This is a genomic window from Paenibacillus sp. V4I3 (assembly GCF_030817215.1).
GTDB lineage: Bacteria > Bacillota > Bacilli > Paenibacillales > NBRC-103111 > Paenibacillus_E.
Window position 1 is genome coordinate 7072072 of the sequence record NZ_JAUSZA010000001.1, and the last position, 17279, is coordinate 7089350.

12 protein-coding genes are annotated in these 17279 nt (G+C 45.5%); 1 reads left to right on the forward strand and 11 read right to left on the reverse strand.

The genetic code is table 11. The features are described 5' to 3' along the window. Positions 1–64: 64 nt before the first annotated feature. From QFZ77_RS32395 to QFZ77_RS32430, 8 genes are all read right to left on the reverse strand, one after another. Positions 65–1765, reverse strand: coding sequence for a methyl-accepting chemotaxis protein (locus QFZ77_RS32395; RefSeq protein ID WP_307446395.1), 1701 nt, complete (start codon positions 1763–1765; stop codon positions 65–67). A 38-nt stretch (positions 1766–1803) separates the two neighbouring features. Further along, positions 1804–2661 carry a protein phosphatase 2C domain-containing protein gene (locus tag QFZ77_RS32400; protein WP_307446398.1) on the reverse strand — a complete coding sequence of 286 codons (858 nt, stop codon included), beginning with the start codon at positions 2659–2661 and terminating at the stop codon, positions 1804–1806. A 41-nt stretch (positions 2662–2702) separates the two neighbouring features. Further along, positions 2703–3941: an extracellular solute-binding protein gene (locus QFZ77_RS32405; protein WP_307446400.1), complete on the reverse strand. Its 1239-nt coding sequence runs from the start codon at positions 3939–3941 to the stop codon at positions 2703–2705. 100 nt (positions 3942–4041) lie between these two features. Continuing rightward, a complete protein-coding gene (locus QFZ77_RS32410) occupies positions 4042–5709 on the reverse strand; it encodes an ABC transporter permease (protein ID WP_307446403.1) in 1668 nt (555 codons plus the stop codon). After that, the gene (locus tag QFZ77_RS32415; RefSeq protein ID WP_307446406.1) at positions 5696–6796 is read right to left on the reverse strand and encodes an ABC transporter ATP-binding protein; all 1101 of its coding nucleotides are present in this window, start codon (positions 6794–6796) and stop codon (positions 5696–5698) included. The genes QFZ77_RS32410 and QFZ77_RS32415 overlap by 14 nt, the downstream gene beginning before the upstream one ends. A gap of 73 nt (positions 6797–6869) precedes the next feature. Beyond that, positions 6870–7931: an ABC transporter substrate-binding protein gene (locus tag QFZ77_RS32420; RefSeq protein WP_307446409.1), complete on the reverse strand. Its 1062-nt coding sequence runs from the start codon at positions 7929–7931 to the stop codon at positions 6870–6872. Between the two features lie 158 nt (positions 7932–8089). Further along, on the reverse strand, positions 8090–9691 hold the full coding sequence (locus QFZ77_RS32425) for a response regulator (protein ID WP_307446411.1): 1602 nt from the start codon (positions 9689–9691) through the stop codon (positions 8090–8092). Next, the gene (locus QFZ77_RS32430; protein ID WP_307446414.1) at positions 9684–11498 is read right to left on the reverse strand and encodes a sensor histidine kinase; all 1815 of its coding nucleotides are present in this window, start codon (positions 11496–11498) and stop codon (positions 9684–9686) included. Before QFZ77_RS32430 ends, QFZ77_RS32425 begins: the two co-directional genes overlap by 8 nt. Positions 11499–12076: 578 nt before the next feature. On the opposite strand from QFZ77_RS32430, the gene serC reads away from it, so the two are divergent. Further along, positions 12077–13165 (forward strand): 3-phosphoserine/phosphohydroxythreonine transaminase, encoded by a 1089-nt coding sequence (gene serC, locus QFZ77_RS32435; protein ID WP_307446417.1) that lies wholly within the window; start codon positions 12077–12079, stop codon positions 13163–13165. A 339-nt stretch (positions 13166–13504) separates the two neighbouring features. Here serC and lpdA read toward each other — a convergent pair whose 3' ends face one another. The 3 genes from lpdA to QFZ77_RS32450 are packed head-to-tail and all read right to left on the reverse strand — an operon-like array spanning position 13505 to position 17259. After that, positions 13505–14920 carry a dihydrolipoyl dehydrogenase gene (gene lpdA / locus QFZ77_RS32440; protein ID WP_307446420.1) on the reverse strand — a complete coding sequence of 472 codons (1416 nt, stop codon included), beginning with the start codon at positions 14918–14920 and terminating at the stop codon, positions 13505–13507. A gap of 4 nt (positions 14921–14924) precedes the next feature. Beyond that, complete coding sequence (locus QFZ77_RS32445; RefSeq protein WP_307446422.1) at positions 14925–16247, reverse strand: dihydrolipoamide acetyltransferase family protein; 1323 nt, start codon at positions 16245–16247, stop codon at positions 14925–14927. A gap of 31 nt (positions 16248–16278) precedes the next feature. Continuing rightward, positions 16279–17259 carry an alpha-ketoacid dehydrogenase subunit beta gene (locus tag QFZ77_RS32450; RefSeq protein ID WP_171644669.1) on the reverse strand — a complete coding sequence of 327 codons (981 nt, stop codon included), beginning with the start codon at positions 17257–17259 and terminating at the stop codon, positions 16279–16281. Between the last annotated feature and the right edge of the window lie 20 nt (positions 17260–17279).

Sequence of the window (17279 nt, forward strand, 5' to 3'; positions counted from 1 at the left end):
TTTTCGCACAAAAAAAAGACCTAACTATTAACAGTTAGATCTTAGACACTTTTAGCACAAGTAATCACAGCTTGAACTTGAGGATCAAGTGCTTCAAACTTTCAGCCATACCAGACAAATGTGAGGCGGATGAGGAAATACCTTCCATGGAAACCAACTGCAGATCAGATGCGCTGGCTACTGACTGGGTATTATCATTAGCATTTCTGGCAATCGATGCAGTTGAGATAATAGATGCAGTGATTTGCTCGGATGAGGCGGCCATTTGCTCTGAGATCGCTGAAACCTCTTGAATTTCGTTGTTGATATGCTGAATAGAATCGAGTATGGAACCGAACTTTTCACTAGTCGTTTCAGCCACAGAGATACCTATCGTAACTTCACGAGTAACGGATTGTATCGCTTCTACAGCGTGCCTTGTTTCTGTTTGAATTTCATGGATTAACGCAGCAATTTCGTTAGCGGATGAACTGGATTGTGCAGATAATTTTTTCACTTCATTCGCGACAACCGCAAACCCTCTTCCTCCTGCACCCGCTCTTGCTGCTTCGATGGAGGCATTCAGTGCCAATAAGTTTGTCTGGGTTGCAATGTCAGATATCATCGATACAATCGCACCAATTTCCTCCGATCGCCGCCCCAGTCGCCCAACAAAGTCTGCCGTTGTAGTTGCTGAATCTTGGATTAATCCCATCTGAGCAACGACTTGACGGATAGCTTCATTTCCTTGCTCGGCCTGCGTTGAGGTTTCAACGGACTTTTCCGAAACGACGGATGACGTTTCTGCAATTCGTCCGATTCCTGTCGCCATTTCTTCCATCGCCTTCGCTGCTTCTTCCGTACTGATGAGCTGATCAGCAGCCCCTCCAGCAACTTCTTGTACGGCAGTAGCAACTTGTCTCGAAGAGGCGGCTGTTAGATTAGCACTTGCTGCAAGCTCTTCGGATAAAACAGCGACCTGAGCAGAAGTTGCTGCCGTTTGCTGCAGAGTTTCCCTCAAATGAACAACCATGTCGTTGGCTGCCTTGGCCAATTGCCCCAACTCGTCCTTGCTTCTTACTTTTAAAGGCTGGACATCTAGTTCCCCTTTGGCTACTTGAACGATATGGGAAGTAACCTTATGTAAGGTTTTGGAAACTAGAAGATGAACACTCACAATGACTGCTGCCGCTGTAAGCAAGCTAAAGATCAACAATAAGGTCAGACCCGTCTTGGCGGAAGAAAAAGCACCGATGGCTTCATTAGTCGCATGAACGGCCTCGCCTTTATTATATATTTTCATTTTGTCAAAAATGGCCTGGACGCTCACATTTAGCCCTTCTGCTTCTGCAAGCAATTGTGCAGCTTTGGCGCCATTCTTATTTTGACTTACTTCTAAAATCTGTTTGTTGATGTCTTTATATTCGTTCCATTTAAGTTTAAAATCATCGATATTTTTTCGATCTTCTTCCAAGACGGCCTTTTTATCATACTCGGTCATGGTTAGATCAATTTTTCGGTATACTTGAGCAATACTGCTTTCCTGTCTGTCTTTACCGGTCTTGAGCGTTTCTTCTAGATGCATCATTGTCAACCGCATGACATGCTCCACCTCGAAATTCAACTCATTGATTAACTCTACGCCGGGCAAAGAGACAGCCGTTATGGAATCAATTCGTTCCTTCATGATATTCATTCGATTGATTGAAAATAGAGCCATGATAAGCATTAACACAAAAATGATGGCAATCCCAAGCATGATTTTTTTTCCGACAGATAATCTCATATATCAACTACTTTCTATTAATAAAATGGCTGCTTACTCTATTCAAATTGAATCCATATCCCTGTCTTATCATCCGATACCTTGAAACGAGGGTAACGCAGGCAATCCTTATCATCTGATTCAAGATTGAACAACCAATCCGCATAACCGGCCAATGTGCTATTTGTAATAGAAGTGGTCAACTCCTGAATGACGTCAATCGGTTCGCCTCCGCGTTCCGTATGCGGGAAAAGACCGTCGGTAACAAGCAGCAATGACTTCAATTGAATGCGGTTGATTCTACCGTATTCGATGAATTCAGCCAGATGCGGTTCACCGCTCATAACAGAGTAGCCGGCCATCGTATTCATCTTCGATTTATTTTGTAAAATGATCGGTTTAACGAGTTCCCAAAGGTCCTCTCGCTTCACAATGCCATTCTCGATGCCTTGCTCCCAAATGTGTTTGGATTCAAGATCAATATGCGCGACCTGATCACGCGAAATCGTCCGAAGCGACCCGTCCTGATAAACTGCCACGATCATACAATCTCCAACCTGTGCATAATCGATATAGTTATCCTCAATTCGGATGAGAGCGAGCGAACTCGTCCATAAAGCAGCTTTATCCGATGTATGGATGCCGGCTGCTTCCATTTTCTCCCTTAATCGGATATTCGCCTGGACAACCAGTTGCTTGAGATCCAAATCAGCGACATCCTCCGCTTGAAGCGACTCCAAATACTGTCTGATCACTTGTGAGGCCAAGTACCCCCCCGTTTCTTTGTTAGGACCACGAAAGGGATGCAGAGAAGTTGCACCGTCCAGTACCCCAAATAAATGTAACTGTTCATTGTCAACGAGTGCATCTTCATTCCATTCACCGCTACCCGGTAAGGATATTTTTTCTACATGCATAGTTGTACGCCACCTTCATCTCATGTCTGTATATTCTTCGTCTATTTGCGAAGCCAAGTCTCGTATTCTTCCTCAAAATACTTTTCCTTCGCATGGTTTGTATCTTGCTCTAATTGCTCCAGCATGGATTGCGTGTAGCTCCACCGTTCGAAGTCCATCTTTGCGGGTTTCTTGGCCGAGAACATACGCACCGAATCAAGAATCATCTTTTGACTCGCATTCCACTGCCCTTCTTCTTGCAGCTTCAGTAGGACATCGGAACGCGAAGGAATTAAACCATTGCTGCGCCATAAAGCATTTTGCGTGGTATCACTGATCATATAGGAAATAAAGCTGTTAGCCGCTTTCACTTTGGTTGGTGTTGGATTTAAAACAATCATCCCATCGATACTCGGCACAATTCCCTGTTGTTCCAGGCCCGGTAACAACTGGGCATTATATTGGAACTTACCTCCAATATATCGTTCTACCGTCATCAGCTGTTCAGAAGTACTTAGGAATAAACCGATTTTTCCATTAATAAAATCACTCGCAGCCCGACGGTGAGTGATTGGCTTCATAATGTTCAAGTTATGAACCCACTCTCCCCACATCGATATCGCAGAGTTGAACTTACCATATTCCTCAGTTTCGCCATGGTTTTCCTTTACATTTAAGCTATCTAGATACCAAGGCAATTCCTTGTCGATGGCAATCCCCCAATGCCCCTTAATACCTCCGTCGTTCCCAACCAAGTTTGTTTCCATTGCAGCATTCGACACTTCACCCCATCCGGTAAACGAACCCTTTTGAGAGTTCTTGGGCAGTTCCTCCCGGTAATAAAGCATAGGTATGCTTCCACCGATCGGCACCGCCCAATCTAGGTCCGAATAATGGAAAGGCTCGGTAAACGTTGGCTGCAGCTTCTTCCATTCCGGTATGGATAAATTATCTACGGGAAGCACCGCTCCGGCATCCACTAGCTGGGCAATCCCATAAAAGCTTTTAATTTCAGCAAGCTGCGGCGCTGCATTAGCGGATATTGCCGCCATTAACTCCGTAAATAAATGATCACTCGAGCGGAAGTATCTCACATCCACATCAATATTCGGATACGTTTGATGAAACTCATTAATAGAGGTTTCCAAGCCTTCACTATATACCCAGATGGATAGAGCCGTTCCACGAACAGATTCTTCACTTGTAGTCGTCGATTTCTTATTATTAAACATAAATGAGGTAGCAATTATAAGGATCAGTTGTAACGCTATGGCCCAAATTATCCATCTATTTAGCTTCATGGTTCCTCCTGGTAAGCTCATCATGACAATCATTTTCATTGTAGCACGACAGGTTCCCGAAATCATGAGCCTTCATGAAAGACGCTTTTCACTCAAGCCGTTACAACTGCAGCCCCTTCTTGCTAAGCTTATTAGCTATGATCAAGGAAATTAACGTGGTGAGGGACAGGATTGATGCCAGCGCTGCACCTGTACCGTAGTTAGCGGTAAATACCTCACTGTAAATCGTCACGGTAATGGTTGCTGTCGCCCCGTAATAAAGAACAATCGTTGAACTTAATTCATTAATGGTCGTGACCCAGCTCAGAATCGCTCCGGACAAAACACCGGGTGCCATCAAACGTCCCGTTGTCTTGAAGAATGTCTTCATCGGTGGAACGCCAAGGCTGATCGAAGCTTCTTCTACGCTGCGATCCAATTGATACAAGATCGCCGTACTGGAACGAATCGTGTATGGCAGCTTGCGTACCACATAAGCAATGACCAGAATGACCCATGTCCCCGTTAGCACTACAGGAGGTTTATTAAAAGCAATGATCATGCTGATCCCCAGAACAGTTCCCGGCATGACATAAGGTATCATGATTAAGGAATCGAGCATCGCCGTTAACTTCGATTTCCTGCGCACCAACACGTAGGCTACGAGCATCCCCATCACGACCATGATCACGATGGATATTAAGGAGTAGGTGTACGTATTCAAAATCGCCTTTGGTACGCGGAATAAAATTTCTTTATAACTATCTAGACTAAATCCAGTTTGAAATACCGGTCCTTTTGTTTTGATGAAGGAGGTCACAATGACCGTCGCCTGAGGAATAATCGATACACATGCGACCAACAAAGCAAAGCCAGTAAACAGCCATTTCTTCAGCGGCGCCAGTATTTCTACTTTCGGTGTACGCATACCCGTCATCGTATAATTTTTGCGGGAGACAAAGTATCGTTGAAGAAACAAAATACTCGTAGAACAAATGATAAGGATCACGCTTAACGTACTAGCCATGGCGGGGTTTCCACCCATCTCACTGATGAACTGCTCATAGGCTAAGATTGGCAATACCTTGAAACCTTGGCCCAGCAGCATCGGCGTACCAAAATCTGCGAACGACGCCATGAACACCATTAATGCGCCAGCTGACAGTGTAGGAAAAATCAACGGAATTGTAACGGTACGAAGCCTGTGGAAGCTTGAACGTCCCAAGCTTTCTGCCGCTTCTTCGAGCGAAGTATCAATCGTTTTTAGTGCACCAGAAACATATAAATAAATATGCGGATAGAACTGAAGTGTAAAGACGAATACAATGCCCTTCCATCCATATATAGAGGAAAATGGAATCCCAATATCATGCAGGAAGCGTGTTAGAAAGCCGTTATTCCCTAACATCAAAATCCAAGAATACGCTCCGATAAAAGGAGGGGAAAGTAGGGACATAATTACAAGAATTTGAATAATGCCTTTAAATTTCACATTGTAGCGAGTCGTGATATACGCGAGAGGAACACCTATTAGGATAGAGAACACCGTTGTAAGTACGGATACCTTCAAACTGTTCCATAGCGCACTGTAATAATACTTCAGCTTGATGAAATTCGCGTAATTGGCTAATGAGAACATCCCTTGGTCATTAAAAAAGCTGTTGAACAGCAAGGAGAATAAAGGGTATACGATAAAAGCGAGTAGAAAGAGATACACAAACAATGTCACCCAAGACCAGAAGTCCCATTGTTTGAAGGAGAACCACCGGCTTCTCTTAACGGCTTGCACGGTAGACCGCCTCCTTGCCGCTTTCATCAAACATCGTTGCTTTATCTAGCTGTAAATTCACATATACAACCTGTTTCACTTTACGCAGCTGATGCGGTTCTACAGCATGCTCTTGAACGTCGATCACAAAGCCATTTGGAAGTTCAATTAAATAGCTTACTTTTTCACCAAGGAAAGTAACAGATTCGACAGTACCTCGAATCAAATTCTCGCCTGTGTTCTCGGATTCTAGCCGAATACGCTCGGGACGCAGCGAAAACAGCGATTTCCCTTCGTATGGCTTCAAGAGAGGCAGTAGGAAGGACGTTCCAAGCAGTTGAATCTCCGCTTCGCCTTGATCGCTTTTACTGCCGCGGCACTCAGCCTCGATAAAGTTCGATGTACCAATAAAGTTAGCTACAAATTGGTTAGCTGGATAGGCATAAATGTCCTCTGGAGGCGCAATTTGTTGAATGATACCTTCACTCATTACGGCAATGCGGTCGGAAACAGCCAAAGCTTCTTCCTGATCATGCGTTACATAAATCGTTGTAATGTTCAGTTCCTTTTGCAGCCTCCGGATGTCCGATCTCATCTTGATGCGTAATTTGGCGTCAAGGTTGGATAAAGGTTCGTCCATTAACAGCAAGCCTGGACGAATAACGATAGCTCGTGCCAAAGCAATCCGCTGCTGCTGACCGCCGCTCATATTAGAAGGAACACGATCTCGCAAGTGCTGCAGCTGAACCATCTCCAACGCTTCCATTACGCGCTGTTCCATTTCTTTCTTATTCACATTCCGAGCCTTTAATCCATAAGCCACATTTTCAAACACGGTCATATGTGGAAAAATCGCATAGTTTTGAAAAACCATCCCAATGTTTCTTTCATGTGTCGGCACATCATTAATCTTACGATCACCGAAGTAAATATCGCCTTCTTCTTGGCGGTAGAAGCCGGCAATTGTCCGCAGCAGCGTTGTTTTTCCGCATCCACTTGGTCCAAGTAAGGTGAAGAATTCCCCTTCTTGGATTGTTAAGTGAGCATCATTGACCGCCTTGGCGGTTCCGAAATATTTAGTCACGTGGTCAAAGACGATTTTTTGCATGTTATTTACCTCCGATGTCTAAAAAAAGGTGCCTAGACCGTTACAGTAAGGCACCGCTCATTTGATCAACTCTTTATTCTTGTCCAGATACAATTTTACCAAAACGTTTAATATTTTCGTCTTTCTTGCTGGAAGCCCAATCAAAATCATAGTCGACGAGCTTGATATCCTTGGCTTGTGCGATCCCTTGAATCACTTCCGCATCCTTACGAACGGAACGGCGTTTGAATTCCTTTTGAATGAGAGACTGCACGTCTTTACTTACTAGGAAATCGATAAATTTCTTCGCATCTTCCATATTTTTAGCACCTTTGATGATTGCAGCTCCATCAGGTACAGCCGAAGTTCCTTCGGATGGATAAATAATGCCAACTTTGGCGCCGCCTTCCACATAACGATAAGCTGCTTCCTCGAGCGTAACTCCAAGTGCAAACTCTTTGTCAGCTACTCCTTTATATACCTGGCCGGAGCCTGACAATACTTTACCATCCAGGTTGGTTACAAACTTCTTAATAAAACCCCAACCTTGGTCTTTCCCGTTTGCTGTCAGCATCGTGATTAATTGCGTATAGGAAGAACCGGACTTTGCAGGATCCGCATAGGCAATCTTCCCTTTCCATTTCGGATCCAGCAGATCCGTCCAGCCCTTAGGCTCTTCGCCTGCTTTAACCAGTTCTTTGTTGTACATGATAATCATTGGCAGTGCGGCAAATGGTGTCCACACATTGTTTTTGTCTACATATTGCGGAGAAATATTGTCGTATTCCTTTGTTTTATAAGGTTCAAAATATTTTTTATAGGCTTCAAGAGAATCAGCACCGCCAGCCCAAAATACATCGCCCAGCGGGTTGGTAGCCTCGGCTTGTACACGTTTCAAGAGATCACCTGTACCGCCGGAAATCAACTGTACCTCAATGCCTGTACGATCCTGAAACTCCTTAATTATCGGGTTATTAAGCTCAGCTGCATTCGGGGAATACAAGGTAAGCTTACCGCCTGTTTTTGGTGAGGGTTGACTAGTCGCAGGTTGTCCAGAAGATTCGGCCGGTTTCGCCGTTGGGGTCTCTTTTGCACCGCATCCGATCAGAGAACCGACAAGCAGTAGGGATAAAAGACTGGTTAGTGATTTTTTCATTTTGTTAACCCTCCATATGATTTGTGTCTTTATCTTTCTAGTTTTACTATACGTTCAGATGAAAGCACTCTCAATGTGACGAATTTTCGTATTTGTTGAAATTTTTGCTCAAAATAAAAACTCCACCAAGTCATGAAGTGGAGAATTCAATATTATGCCTATAGCGGAAGGCTCTCAATCCCGAGCCGTTTGCGAAACTCTGTAGGAGTTTCCCCCGTATATTTGCGAAATAGTTGGCTGAAATATCGCGGATCCTGGTAACCGACTTGTACGGAGACCTCATAAATTTTAAGACGGGGATTCGTCAGAAGCTCCTTTGCTTGTCGTACGCGAATCAAAGTCATGTATTCGAGAAAGCTGGTTCCAACCTGCTTTTTAAACAGTCTACTGAAGTAGCTTTCACTCATATGATAGCGCTCCGCGATACCTTGAAGTGAGATATCCTCAGCGTAATGCTCTCGGATAAACAGCTCGATCTCCTCGAACCCGCTCTTCTTTTGAGGATCGGACTGCTCCGCATATTGCCGATTCCACTCAAATAACGTATCGTTCAAGCGAATCAGCCATTGTTCAAGCGAGTCATCCACTCGTTCAGCTGAAGTTAGGAGAAACCCGCTATCGATGACGATGTTATGCAATTCGTTATCTCGCAGCAGGAGGGAATTTAACGTAACGATAAATTCGAAAAAGCTTCTTCTTGCCGTAAGTCCATCTGCATGGAGGTGTATGAGATGTGAATACCACAACCGAGTTTGGGCTTCGATGGACGAAGGACCTCCCCATTTGACCAATTCGATTAGTTCCCTCAGCACGGTATGATTTACACTTACCGTTTCTTGCTGCCGTTCGATATCTTCAAACCAAATCATTTGCTCGCCACCTAAAAAGACAGTTTGATACAAGGCACGCGTGGCTTGAATATAGGCAGCCGGAATCAAATCGATCGTTGAAAACGAATGGCTGACCGTTAGAACGCATCTTTGCGCAAAGGAAGATAATAACAGCATTAGGTTATCAAAAAAGATCGCCAGATCGCCTCGTTCGACTTGACGATTGGCCAAAAGCGCATATCGCGTCTCGTTTATTCGTACTAAAGTAAGGGTGGACAGCTCTTTGATTCGTTCCTTGATCCGATCCCGAAACTGGCTGCTATCCGCCCCCATGTCCTTAAGACCGTCCATTTGCAGCAATAAAACGCGATATGGAGGGATAACAACTCCGCCTTCTGTGTTTTCTATCCCCGTGCCAAACTCTACAAACCATTCTTTTTCAAGCGTCCCCGCATAATCCAGCATAAGATCATAGAGAACCTTTTCTTCAATCAGCGGCTGCTCCCATCCATACTTAAGCTTCAATCGCTCCTGCTGTGACTGCAATCGGCGTTCCTCATCAAGCTTTGATATAATACGTCCAATAACTTGGATAAGCTCATCTGGATTGGTAGGCTTCAGCACAAAATCAGCAGCCCCTAGCTTAACTGCCTTCTGGGCATATATAAAATCATCGAAACCGGTAAGAAATACTATTTTCACTTGTGGCAGCAGCTCCGCCACTTTCTCAGCAAGCTGAATACCGTCCATCGCAGGCATCCGAATATCCGTCAGTAGGATGTCTGGCGGGTTAGCTATAATTCCTTCTAAACCTGCTTGTCCATCTCTTGCTTCGCCTATCACGGTGCAGCGCATTTCTTCCCAAGGAATTGTCAGTTTCAGCCCCTGCAAGACGAGCCACTCATCCTCCACTATGAATAGTTTATACACGATGATCCTCTCCTGAGCGCATAATGGGAATTTCGATAAGAATAGTCGTTCCTTGCATGATCTCACTCTCGATTTCAAAGCGATAGTTCGAGCCGAAGTATAGCTGAAGCCGTTTGATCGAGTTTTCCAGTCCAATACCCGTATTCTGCTCACTATCCGATACGTATTTACCGCTAAGGATACGCTCCACCATATCTGATGTCATGCCTACACCGTTGTCTCGGATTTCGAAGCGTACACATTCCTGGGCCCGACATCCCCTAATGGAAAGCAGCCCTTTTCCCGGTTTGATCTCTAATCCATGTGTGATAGCATTTTCCACGATCGGCTGAATCAACAGCTTAAGCGTGTATAAGGATTCGATTTCTTCATCGATATGAATCTCGACTTCCAACTTATCCCCATAACGCATCTGTTGAATGAATAGAAAATTGCGGATTTGATGCATGTCTTCCTTCACTTTGATGAAGGGTTGTCCTTTGCGGATACTAAACCGCAGCAGCTCTCCGAGCGAAATAACCGTTTGACTAATATCCGTCATTTTATTAATACGTGCCATCCAATTGATCGAATCTAGTGCATTATAGAGGAAATGTGGGTTGAATTGGGCATGAATCGCCTTAATCTCCGCCTCTTTCAACATTAACTGCTTCTTGTAAACTTCATCAATCAACTGCTTGATCCGCTGTACCATTTTATTAAAACTGAGACCTAGCTGCCCGACTTCATCCCTATATTTGGAAGAAAATGCTACGTCCATGTTGCCGTTTTCTACCAGATACATCAGTGATTTCAGCTTCCGCAGCGGATTCGTAATCGTCACCGATAACACATAGGCGACCCAGCAGGACACAACACCGAACAAGATCATAATAAATAACATCAAATTACGGATGCTGCTGCTCTCCTTTGTCAAAACAGCAACCGGCACAATACTAACCAGCTTGAATCCCGTAATCTCAGAAGTATCGTAAACGACCATAACAGGCGCAGAATCTTTGCTGGCTGGTTCGAAAAACCCTTTGCTACCTGATAATACTTTATCTAAATAAGGTTCGTTTAACTTCGTGCCTACGATATGCTTGGATGGCGTACTCGAAATAACATACCCATTGCGATCCAACAGCAGCATTTGTCCACCAGGCAGTAAATGGGCCTTGTTATACTTGTCAGCCAAAGCGTTTTCCGTAATATCCACAATCATGAAACCAAGCGGTTTGTTCGTTTCAATCTTCTTCAGCAGCCTGCCACTGCTTAAAACAATGCCAAAATCCTCTGTCTTCTTCATGCTGTAATGCGTATCCCAGATGATATTGCCGCCTGCTATCCGCATTTTACGAAACAATCCCCAATTCAAGTTATAATCGTCGTACTGATTAGGAAGAAGGTTCCCTGTAAAATAACGATCCCCATTCTCCCCAAGCAGGTAAATGGCGATATTCCAGTTTTTGAATCCCAGGAAAGTATCGAGAATATCATTGACCCTTTTCTCATCCTGCTGCTTCTCCGCTAACGTTCTGCCCTGATCTTTAGACAGTACATCTTGTATTTCTCTGTTACTATAAATGTACATGGTCAACTGTTCGATATCTTTAACGAAATAATTCAAGCTGTAATTCACCTGAGACAAGCTTTCAAGAATCGTCTTGCTCACTTGCGTTTGTACGACCTGTGACGATTTGTAATAGGAGAAGGTTCCAAGAATGGATAAGGGGATTATAGCCAACGGAAGGAATAGGATAATGAGCTTTTTCTGAAGGCTTGTTCCAAGTAAATAGTTCTGTAGGCGATTTCGTAAATTGGACATAACCTCACTCCTTCCGTTTATGTCATTATCTTTATCCAATGAATTCTCTTCAATGACAAGAGTACAGGACAATAGTATGAACTTCAACCCCTGCATGAAAAACGGAACGTAAGGAAACTCTCCAAAAGGATTGACCTTTTCTGCGAATAGGCTTATACTTCTACTCAATATACATACCTGACCGTGCCTATGATGAGATTCCAACTCGGAGGCGTTTTCGCCAAGAACAACCCTTTGCGCTCAGCAAAGTCAGTCATTCTAAGTTAACCGGCACCGCCCGTTACCGCGGAACCAAGTGGAGAAGCATTCACCAGAATGTTTCTTAAATTGGGTGGCACCGCGAGCAAACGCTCCTCGTCCCAATCGGATGAGGGCGTTTTTTGTTATTTTCGGGGCCCCCGCAAAGTAATGTCTAAACCTCTTTCGATGTAATTCTAGGATGAATGACCGCTTTTATTGGAAGGTTTAGACGCCGATCGAGCCTCGCTCGAAGCGGAAGGAATAAACTTCGAAGGGTACACATCACTTTGTGGGGTAATTTTGTTCGTTTAACCACTTACATTCGGGAGGTAACTAAAATGACGAAACGACGGTACAATTTTAACCCAGGACCCGCTGCACTGCCTTTGGAGGTACTTGATGAGGCACAAGAGCAATTTGTGGATTATCAAGGGACAGGTATTTCACTGCTTGAAATGTCTCATCGAAGTCACACGGTTGAGGATCTGAATCAAGAAACCCAGCAGCTTCTTCTGAACTTGCTTAGCCTGCCTAGCGGGTATGAGGTGCTTTTTATGGGTGGAGGGGCAAGTACACAGTTCGCTCTCCTTCCATTAAACTTTTTAAATACGAATCAGACGGCCAACTATGCATTGACGGGGAGCTTTTCGGAAAAAGCTTATAAAGAAGCTTCTTATGTTGGGCGCACACATGTCGCGGCAAGCTCCAAAGATCAGCACTGGCGCAGTATCCCTGTGTTATCTGCAAACCAACTAGCACCTGATCCGGCATACATTCACATCACCATGAACAATACGATTGAAGGCTCACGTTACAATGGCATTCCAGAGGTAGGAAGCACGCCCCTAGTTGCCGATTTAACGAGTGAAATCCTAAGCAGAAAGCTGGATCTAGAGAGGTTTTCGATGATTTATGCCGGCGCTCAGAAAAATCTGGGACCAGCAGGTGTCACAGTTGCCATCATCCGCGAAGACTGGCTGGAGAAAGCATCCAAGAAGATCCCTGAGATCATGCGCTATGAAACATTCGCCAAAAACAAGTCACTGTTCAATACGCCGCCTGTTCACGCTATTTACATGATGAATTTAGTGCTAAAATGGGCAGTGAACAAAGGCGGCGTAGAGCAATTAGAACAACTTAATCGCATAAAGTCTGGCCTAATTTATGATGTTATTGATAATAGCGGCGGATTTTACAAGGGAATCATCGAAGTTAGCGATCGCTCGCATATGAATATCACTTGGCGTATGGCCAATGAAGAAATCGAGCGTCAGTTTATCAAAGAATCAGAGGCTAACGGCTTTGAAGGTTTGGCCGGCCATCGAAGCGTAGGCGGTCTGCGTGCGTCAGCATACAATGCAGTTCCATTAGAAGCCTGTCAGGCTTTAGCCGATTACATGGTAGATTTTGCTCGAAGAAATGGTTAGATCATTAATCGCGACTCTGGCTGGCAAACGGTCACCGATTTGCAGTTTGAAGGCGTGAGTCTGGTGTCCATTGATGAGACGTGGTCAGCTATGCGTTTCCGCCTGCAGGGTATCAATAATCCCAGATTCAAAGAATAAAAATGAGAAAACCCCTATCGAGGTCATTCAAAGATGAGCGACCGCGTTTAGAGGTAGGTTTTATCGCCAATAAGAAAGCTTTTTTTCGAGAACCGAAAACTTATACTTTCTTATGTGGAAAAAGAGTCCCGTAGAGCGGCTAATGCCAAACTCTCGGGACTTTTTATCTAAAGGTAAGGGAAACTAAAGGAATAAAGCTACTTATTTACCAAGTTGGTGAATCGGGTGACCAAGCGCACCTTCTGCGGCATCCATGATCATTTCTGTCAATGTTGGATGAGCATGAATGGTAAGTGCGATGTCCTCCAAGTTAGCGCCCATCTCAACCGCAAGAGCAAGCTCCCCAATCAAGTTGGATGCTTCTGGACCTACGATTTGACCACCAAGCAATTGGCCTGTTTCTTTGTCGCCGACTAGCTTCACAAAGCCTTGGCCAGCATTCAAAGAATTAGCGCGACCGTTAGCGGCATAAGGGAATTTACCAATCGTTACATTGATGCCTTGTGCTTTGGCTTCTGTTTCACTTAGACCTACTCCAGCAATTTCCGGATCAGAGAATACAACAGCAGGCATTGCTTTGTAATCTACGATGCTGGAGTGACCCGCGATCGCTTCAGCAGCCACTTTAGCTTCATAGGAAGCTTTGTGTGCCAATGAAAGACCAGGTACAACATCACCAATCGCGAAAATATGCGGAATGCTCGTTCTACCTTGGTTATCCACTTCGATCAAACCGCGGTCTGTCAGTTTCAAGTTGATGAGATCAAGACCAAGCTCGCCATCTGTGTTGGGACGACGACCAACGGTTACTAATACATAATCCGCTGTTACTTGCTTCTCTTCGCCTTTTACTGTGAACGTTACAGTAACGTCATTTTCTGTCTTTGTGCAGGATTGTGCAAGTGCTTCGGTATGAACCTCTACGCCGACTTTCTCCAGATTGCGCGCTACAAGCTTCGTCAATTCTTTCTCGAAGCCTGGAAGTACGTGATCGGAGCCTTCAAGCACAGTTACTTTTGTACCGAATTTCGCGTACGTTTGACCTAGCTCGATTCCGATGTAGCCGCCGCCGATAACGACCATGCTTTTCGGAATTTCAGGCAAGTTCAACGCTTCCGTGGAAGAAATGATTCTTCCGCCGTAAGGGAATGCTTTCAGCTCGATCGGACGGGAACCCGTCGCGATAATGCAGTGTTTGAAGCGGTAGCGAGGAGCTTCTGCATCATTGAACACACGTGCTTCATGCTCATTGATGAACATCACTTCGCCTTGGAACGTTTGGATCTTGTTGCCTTTGAGCAGCGCGCTAACGCCGCCCGTTTGTTTGGCAACAATGCTATTTTTCCATGCTTGTACTTTTGCAAAGTCCACTTTCACGTTCTGGGCAGAGATACCCATGCTGTCAGCGTGCTGTGCATGCTCATACGTGTGAGCTGCAGAAATCAAAGCTTTGGATGGGATACAGCCGCGGTTTAAGCACACGCCGCCCCATTCCGCTTTATCAACAATCAGAACGCTTTGCCCAAGCTGAGCAGCACGGATGGCAGCTACGTAACCGCCGGGACCTGCACCAATGACCAACAAATCAATATCTAAAGAAGCATCTCCTACTACCATGCTGTTACACCTCCAAGACGAGAAGCTCTGGATCAGCCAGAAGCTGTTTGATGTAGTTCAGGAAGCTTTGTGCTGTCGCTCCATCCACGATACGGTGGTCGAAGCTCAAGGAAAGCGCCATAACCGATGCTGCAACGATTTGTCCGTTTTTCACAACTGGTTTTTCTGTGATACGGCCTGCACCTAGGATTGCAACTTCAGGGAAGTTGATAACCGGTGTGAAGAACATACCGCCTACGGAACCAATGTTCGTAATGGAGATCGTGCCGCCTTTCATTTCGTTCGGAGCCAATTTGCCTTCGCGTCCGCGAACGGCAAGATCTTTAATCGAAGAAGCGATCGACCATATGTTTTTGCGGTCTGCATCATGGATAACAGGAACGAGCAATCCGTTGTCTGTATCTGTTGCAATCCCGATGTTGTAGTACTTTTTGTAGACGATTTCTTGTTTCTCTTCGTCGATCATCGCATTCAACGCTGGGAATTGACGGCAAGCCGCAACCAATGCTTTCACGATGAATGGCAGGTAAGTCAGCTTCACGCCTTTTTTCTCGGCGAGTGGCTTCGTGCGCTCACGCAGTGCGACTAGTGCCGATACGTCGATTTCGTCCATCAGTGTCACGTGCGGAGCCGTGTACACGGATTTCACCATAGCGTTCGCGATAATTTTACGGATTCCTTTGAACGGAACCCGCTCCTCAACGCGATCGCCCATGACAACCTGCTGCGCAGCAGCCGCAGGTGCTGCTGCACCAGCTGCTGCATCTGTAGCTGGTTCTGCTGCTTCCGGAGCCGCGGCAGCGCCCGCTCCGTTAAAGCCGAGCACGTCCTCGCGTGTTACGCGGCCGTGCTTACCTGTAGGCGTCACCTCTGCGAGTGTGATGCCTTGCTCTCTTGCCAGCTTCCGTACGCTAGGCGTCGCAAGCACTTCGCGGCCCGCGCCAGCGCTTGGCGCGGCTGCTACAGGAACTGATGACGCGGCAGGCGCTGCTGTAGGTACCGGTGCTGCCGCCGCTGGGGCCGCGGCAGCTGCAGGCGCAGCTTGGCTGTCGGTCTTGTGATGCATCGATTCAGCAGGCAGCTCGCCTGTCACTTCAATCGTCATAACAAGCTCGCCAATATTACAAACTTGTCCTTCTTTAACGGCAACAGCAACAACCTTACCTTCAACTGGACAAGGAACTTCAACGACCGCTTTATCGTTCTGTACTTCCATAAGAATCGTTTCGTCTGTCACGGTGTCACCCGCTTTAACCAACAGCTTTACGATCTCGCCTTCATGAATGCCTTCACCAAGCTCTGGGAACTTGTATTCAAACAAAGCCACGTGCACAACCTCCTATTACCTTCGACTGTGATTAGAATTCGAGTACTTGATTAATGCCTGCAATGACACTTGCTGGACTAGGCAACCAAGCGTCTTCGATTTGTGCGAACGGATAGATTGTATCTGGCGGAGCAATACGCAAAACAGGAGCTTCCAGATGCAGAATCGCTTTTTCATTAATCTGTGCTATTACTTCTGCGGCTACACCGGATGTTTTTTGCGCTTCTTGTACGATAATCGCACGGTTTGTTTTCTTAATTGAAGTTACAATAGTTTCGATATCAAGCGGAATTAAAGTACGAAGATCAATAACTTCAACTTTCACGCCTTGTGTTTTCTCGATCTCTTCAGCGGCTTTCACGGATGTGTGAACCATAGCCCCGTAAGTAATAATCGTCACATCGGAGCCTTCGCGAACAACGTTCGCTTTACCAAGCTCAATGGTGTATTCGCCTTCCGGTACTTCTGCACGGAATGCGCGGTATAAGTTCAGATGCTCCATGAAGAAGACAGGGTCATTATCGCGAATCGCGGAAATGAGCAGTCCCTTCGCATCATAAGGGTTGGAAGGAACAACAACTTTAATACCTGGCGTTTGAACAAGTAAACCTTCGAGGGCATCCGTGTGAAGCTCAGCTGCTTTTACACCGCCGCCAAATGGTGTACGGAATACGATTGGTGAGTTGTAACGGCCGCCGGAACGGTAACGCATACGAGCTGCTTGCACGCAAATTTGGTCAAGCGCTTCATAAATAAAGCCTACGAATTGAATTTCAGCGATCGGACGAAAGCCTTGAATACCAAGACCAACAGCAAGTCCGCCAATTGCAGATTCAGCAAGAGGCGTATCAAATACGCGATCTTCGCCGAATTCTTTTTGTAAACCTTCCGTAGCACGGAATACGCCACCAACATGGCCAACGTCTTCGCCGAACAAAATTACATTAGGATCTCTTTCCAGTTCAACGCGCATTGCGTCTTTTATCGCTTGAATCATCGTCATTTGTGCCATGACTTCTCCGTGCCTCCTAA

Bases quoted from the DNA above. Each gene is read 5' to 3' on its own strand.
- lpdA (WP_307446420.1), bottom strand. From the start codon at position 14,920: ATGGTAGTAGGAGATGCTTCTTTAGATATTGATTTGTTGGTCATTGGT.
- QFZ77_RS32400 (WP_307446398.1), bottom strand. From the start codon at position 2,661: ATGCATGTAGAAAAAATATCCTTACCGGGTAGCGGTGAATGGAATGAA.
- QFZ77_RS32405 (WP_307446400.1), bottom strand. From the start codon at position 3,941: ATGAAGCTAAATAGATGGATAATTTGGGCCATAGCGTTACAACTGATC.
- serC (WP_307446417.1), top strand. From the start codon at position 12,077: ATGACGAAACGACGGTACAATTTTAACCCAGGACCCGCTGCACTGCCT.
- QFZ77_RS32430 (WP_307446414.1), bottom strand. From the start codon at position 11,498: ATGTCCAATTTACGAAATCGCCTACAGAACTATTTACTTGGAACAAGC.
- QFZ77_RS32415 (WP_307446406.1), bottom strand. From the start codon at position 6,796: ATGCAAAAAATCGTCTTTGACCACGTGACTAAATATTTCGGAACCGCC.
- QFZ77_RS32450 (WP_171644669.1), bottom strand. From the start codon at position 17,259: ATGGCACAAATGACGATGATTCAAGCGATAAAAGACGCAATGCGCGTT.
- QFZ77_RS32420 (WP_307446409.1), bottom strand. From the start codon at position 7,931: ATGAAAAAATCACTAACCAGTCTTTTATCCCTACTGCTTGTCGGTTCT.
- QFZ77_RS32395 (WP_307446395.1), bottom strand. From the start codon at position 1,765: ATGAGATTATCTGTCGGAAAAAAAATCATGCTTGGGATTGCCATCATT.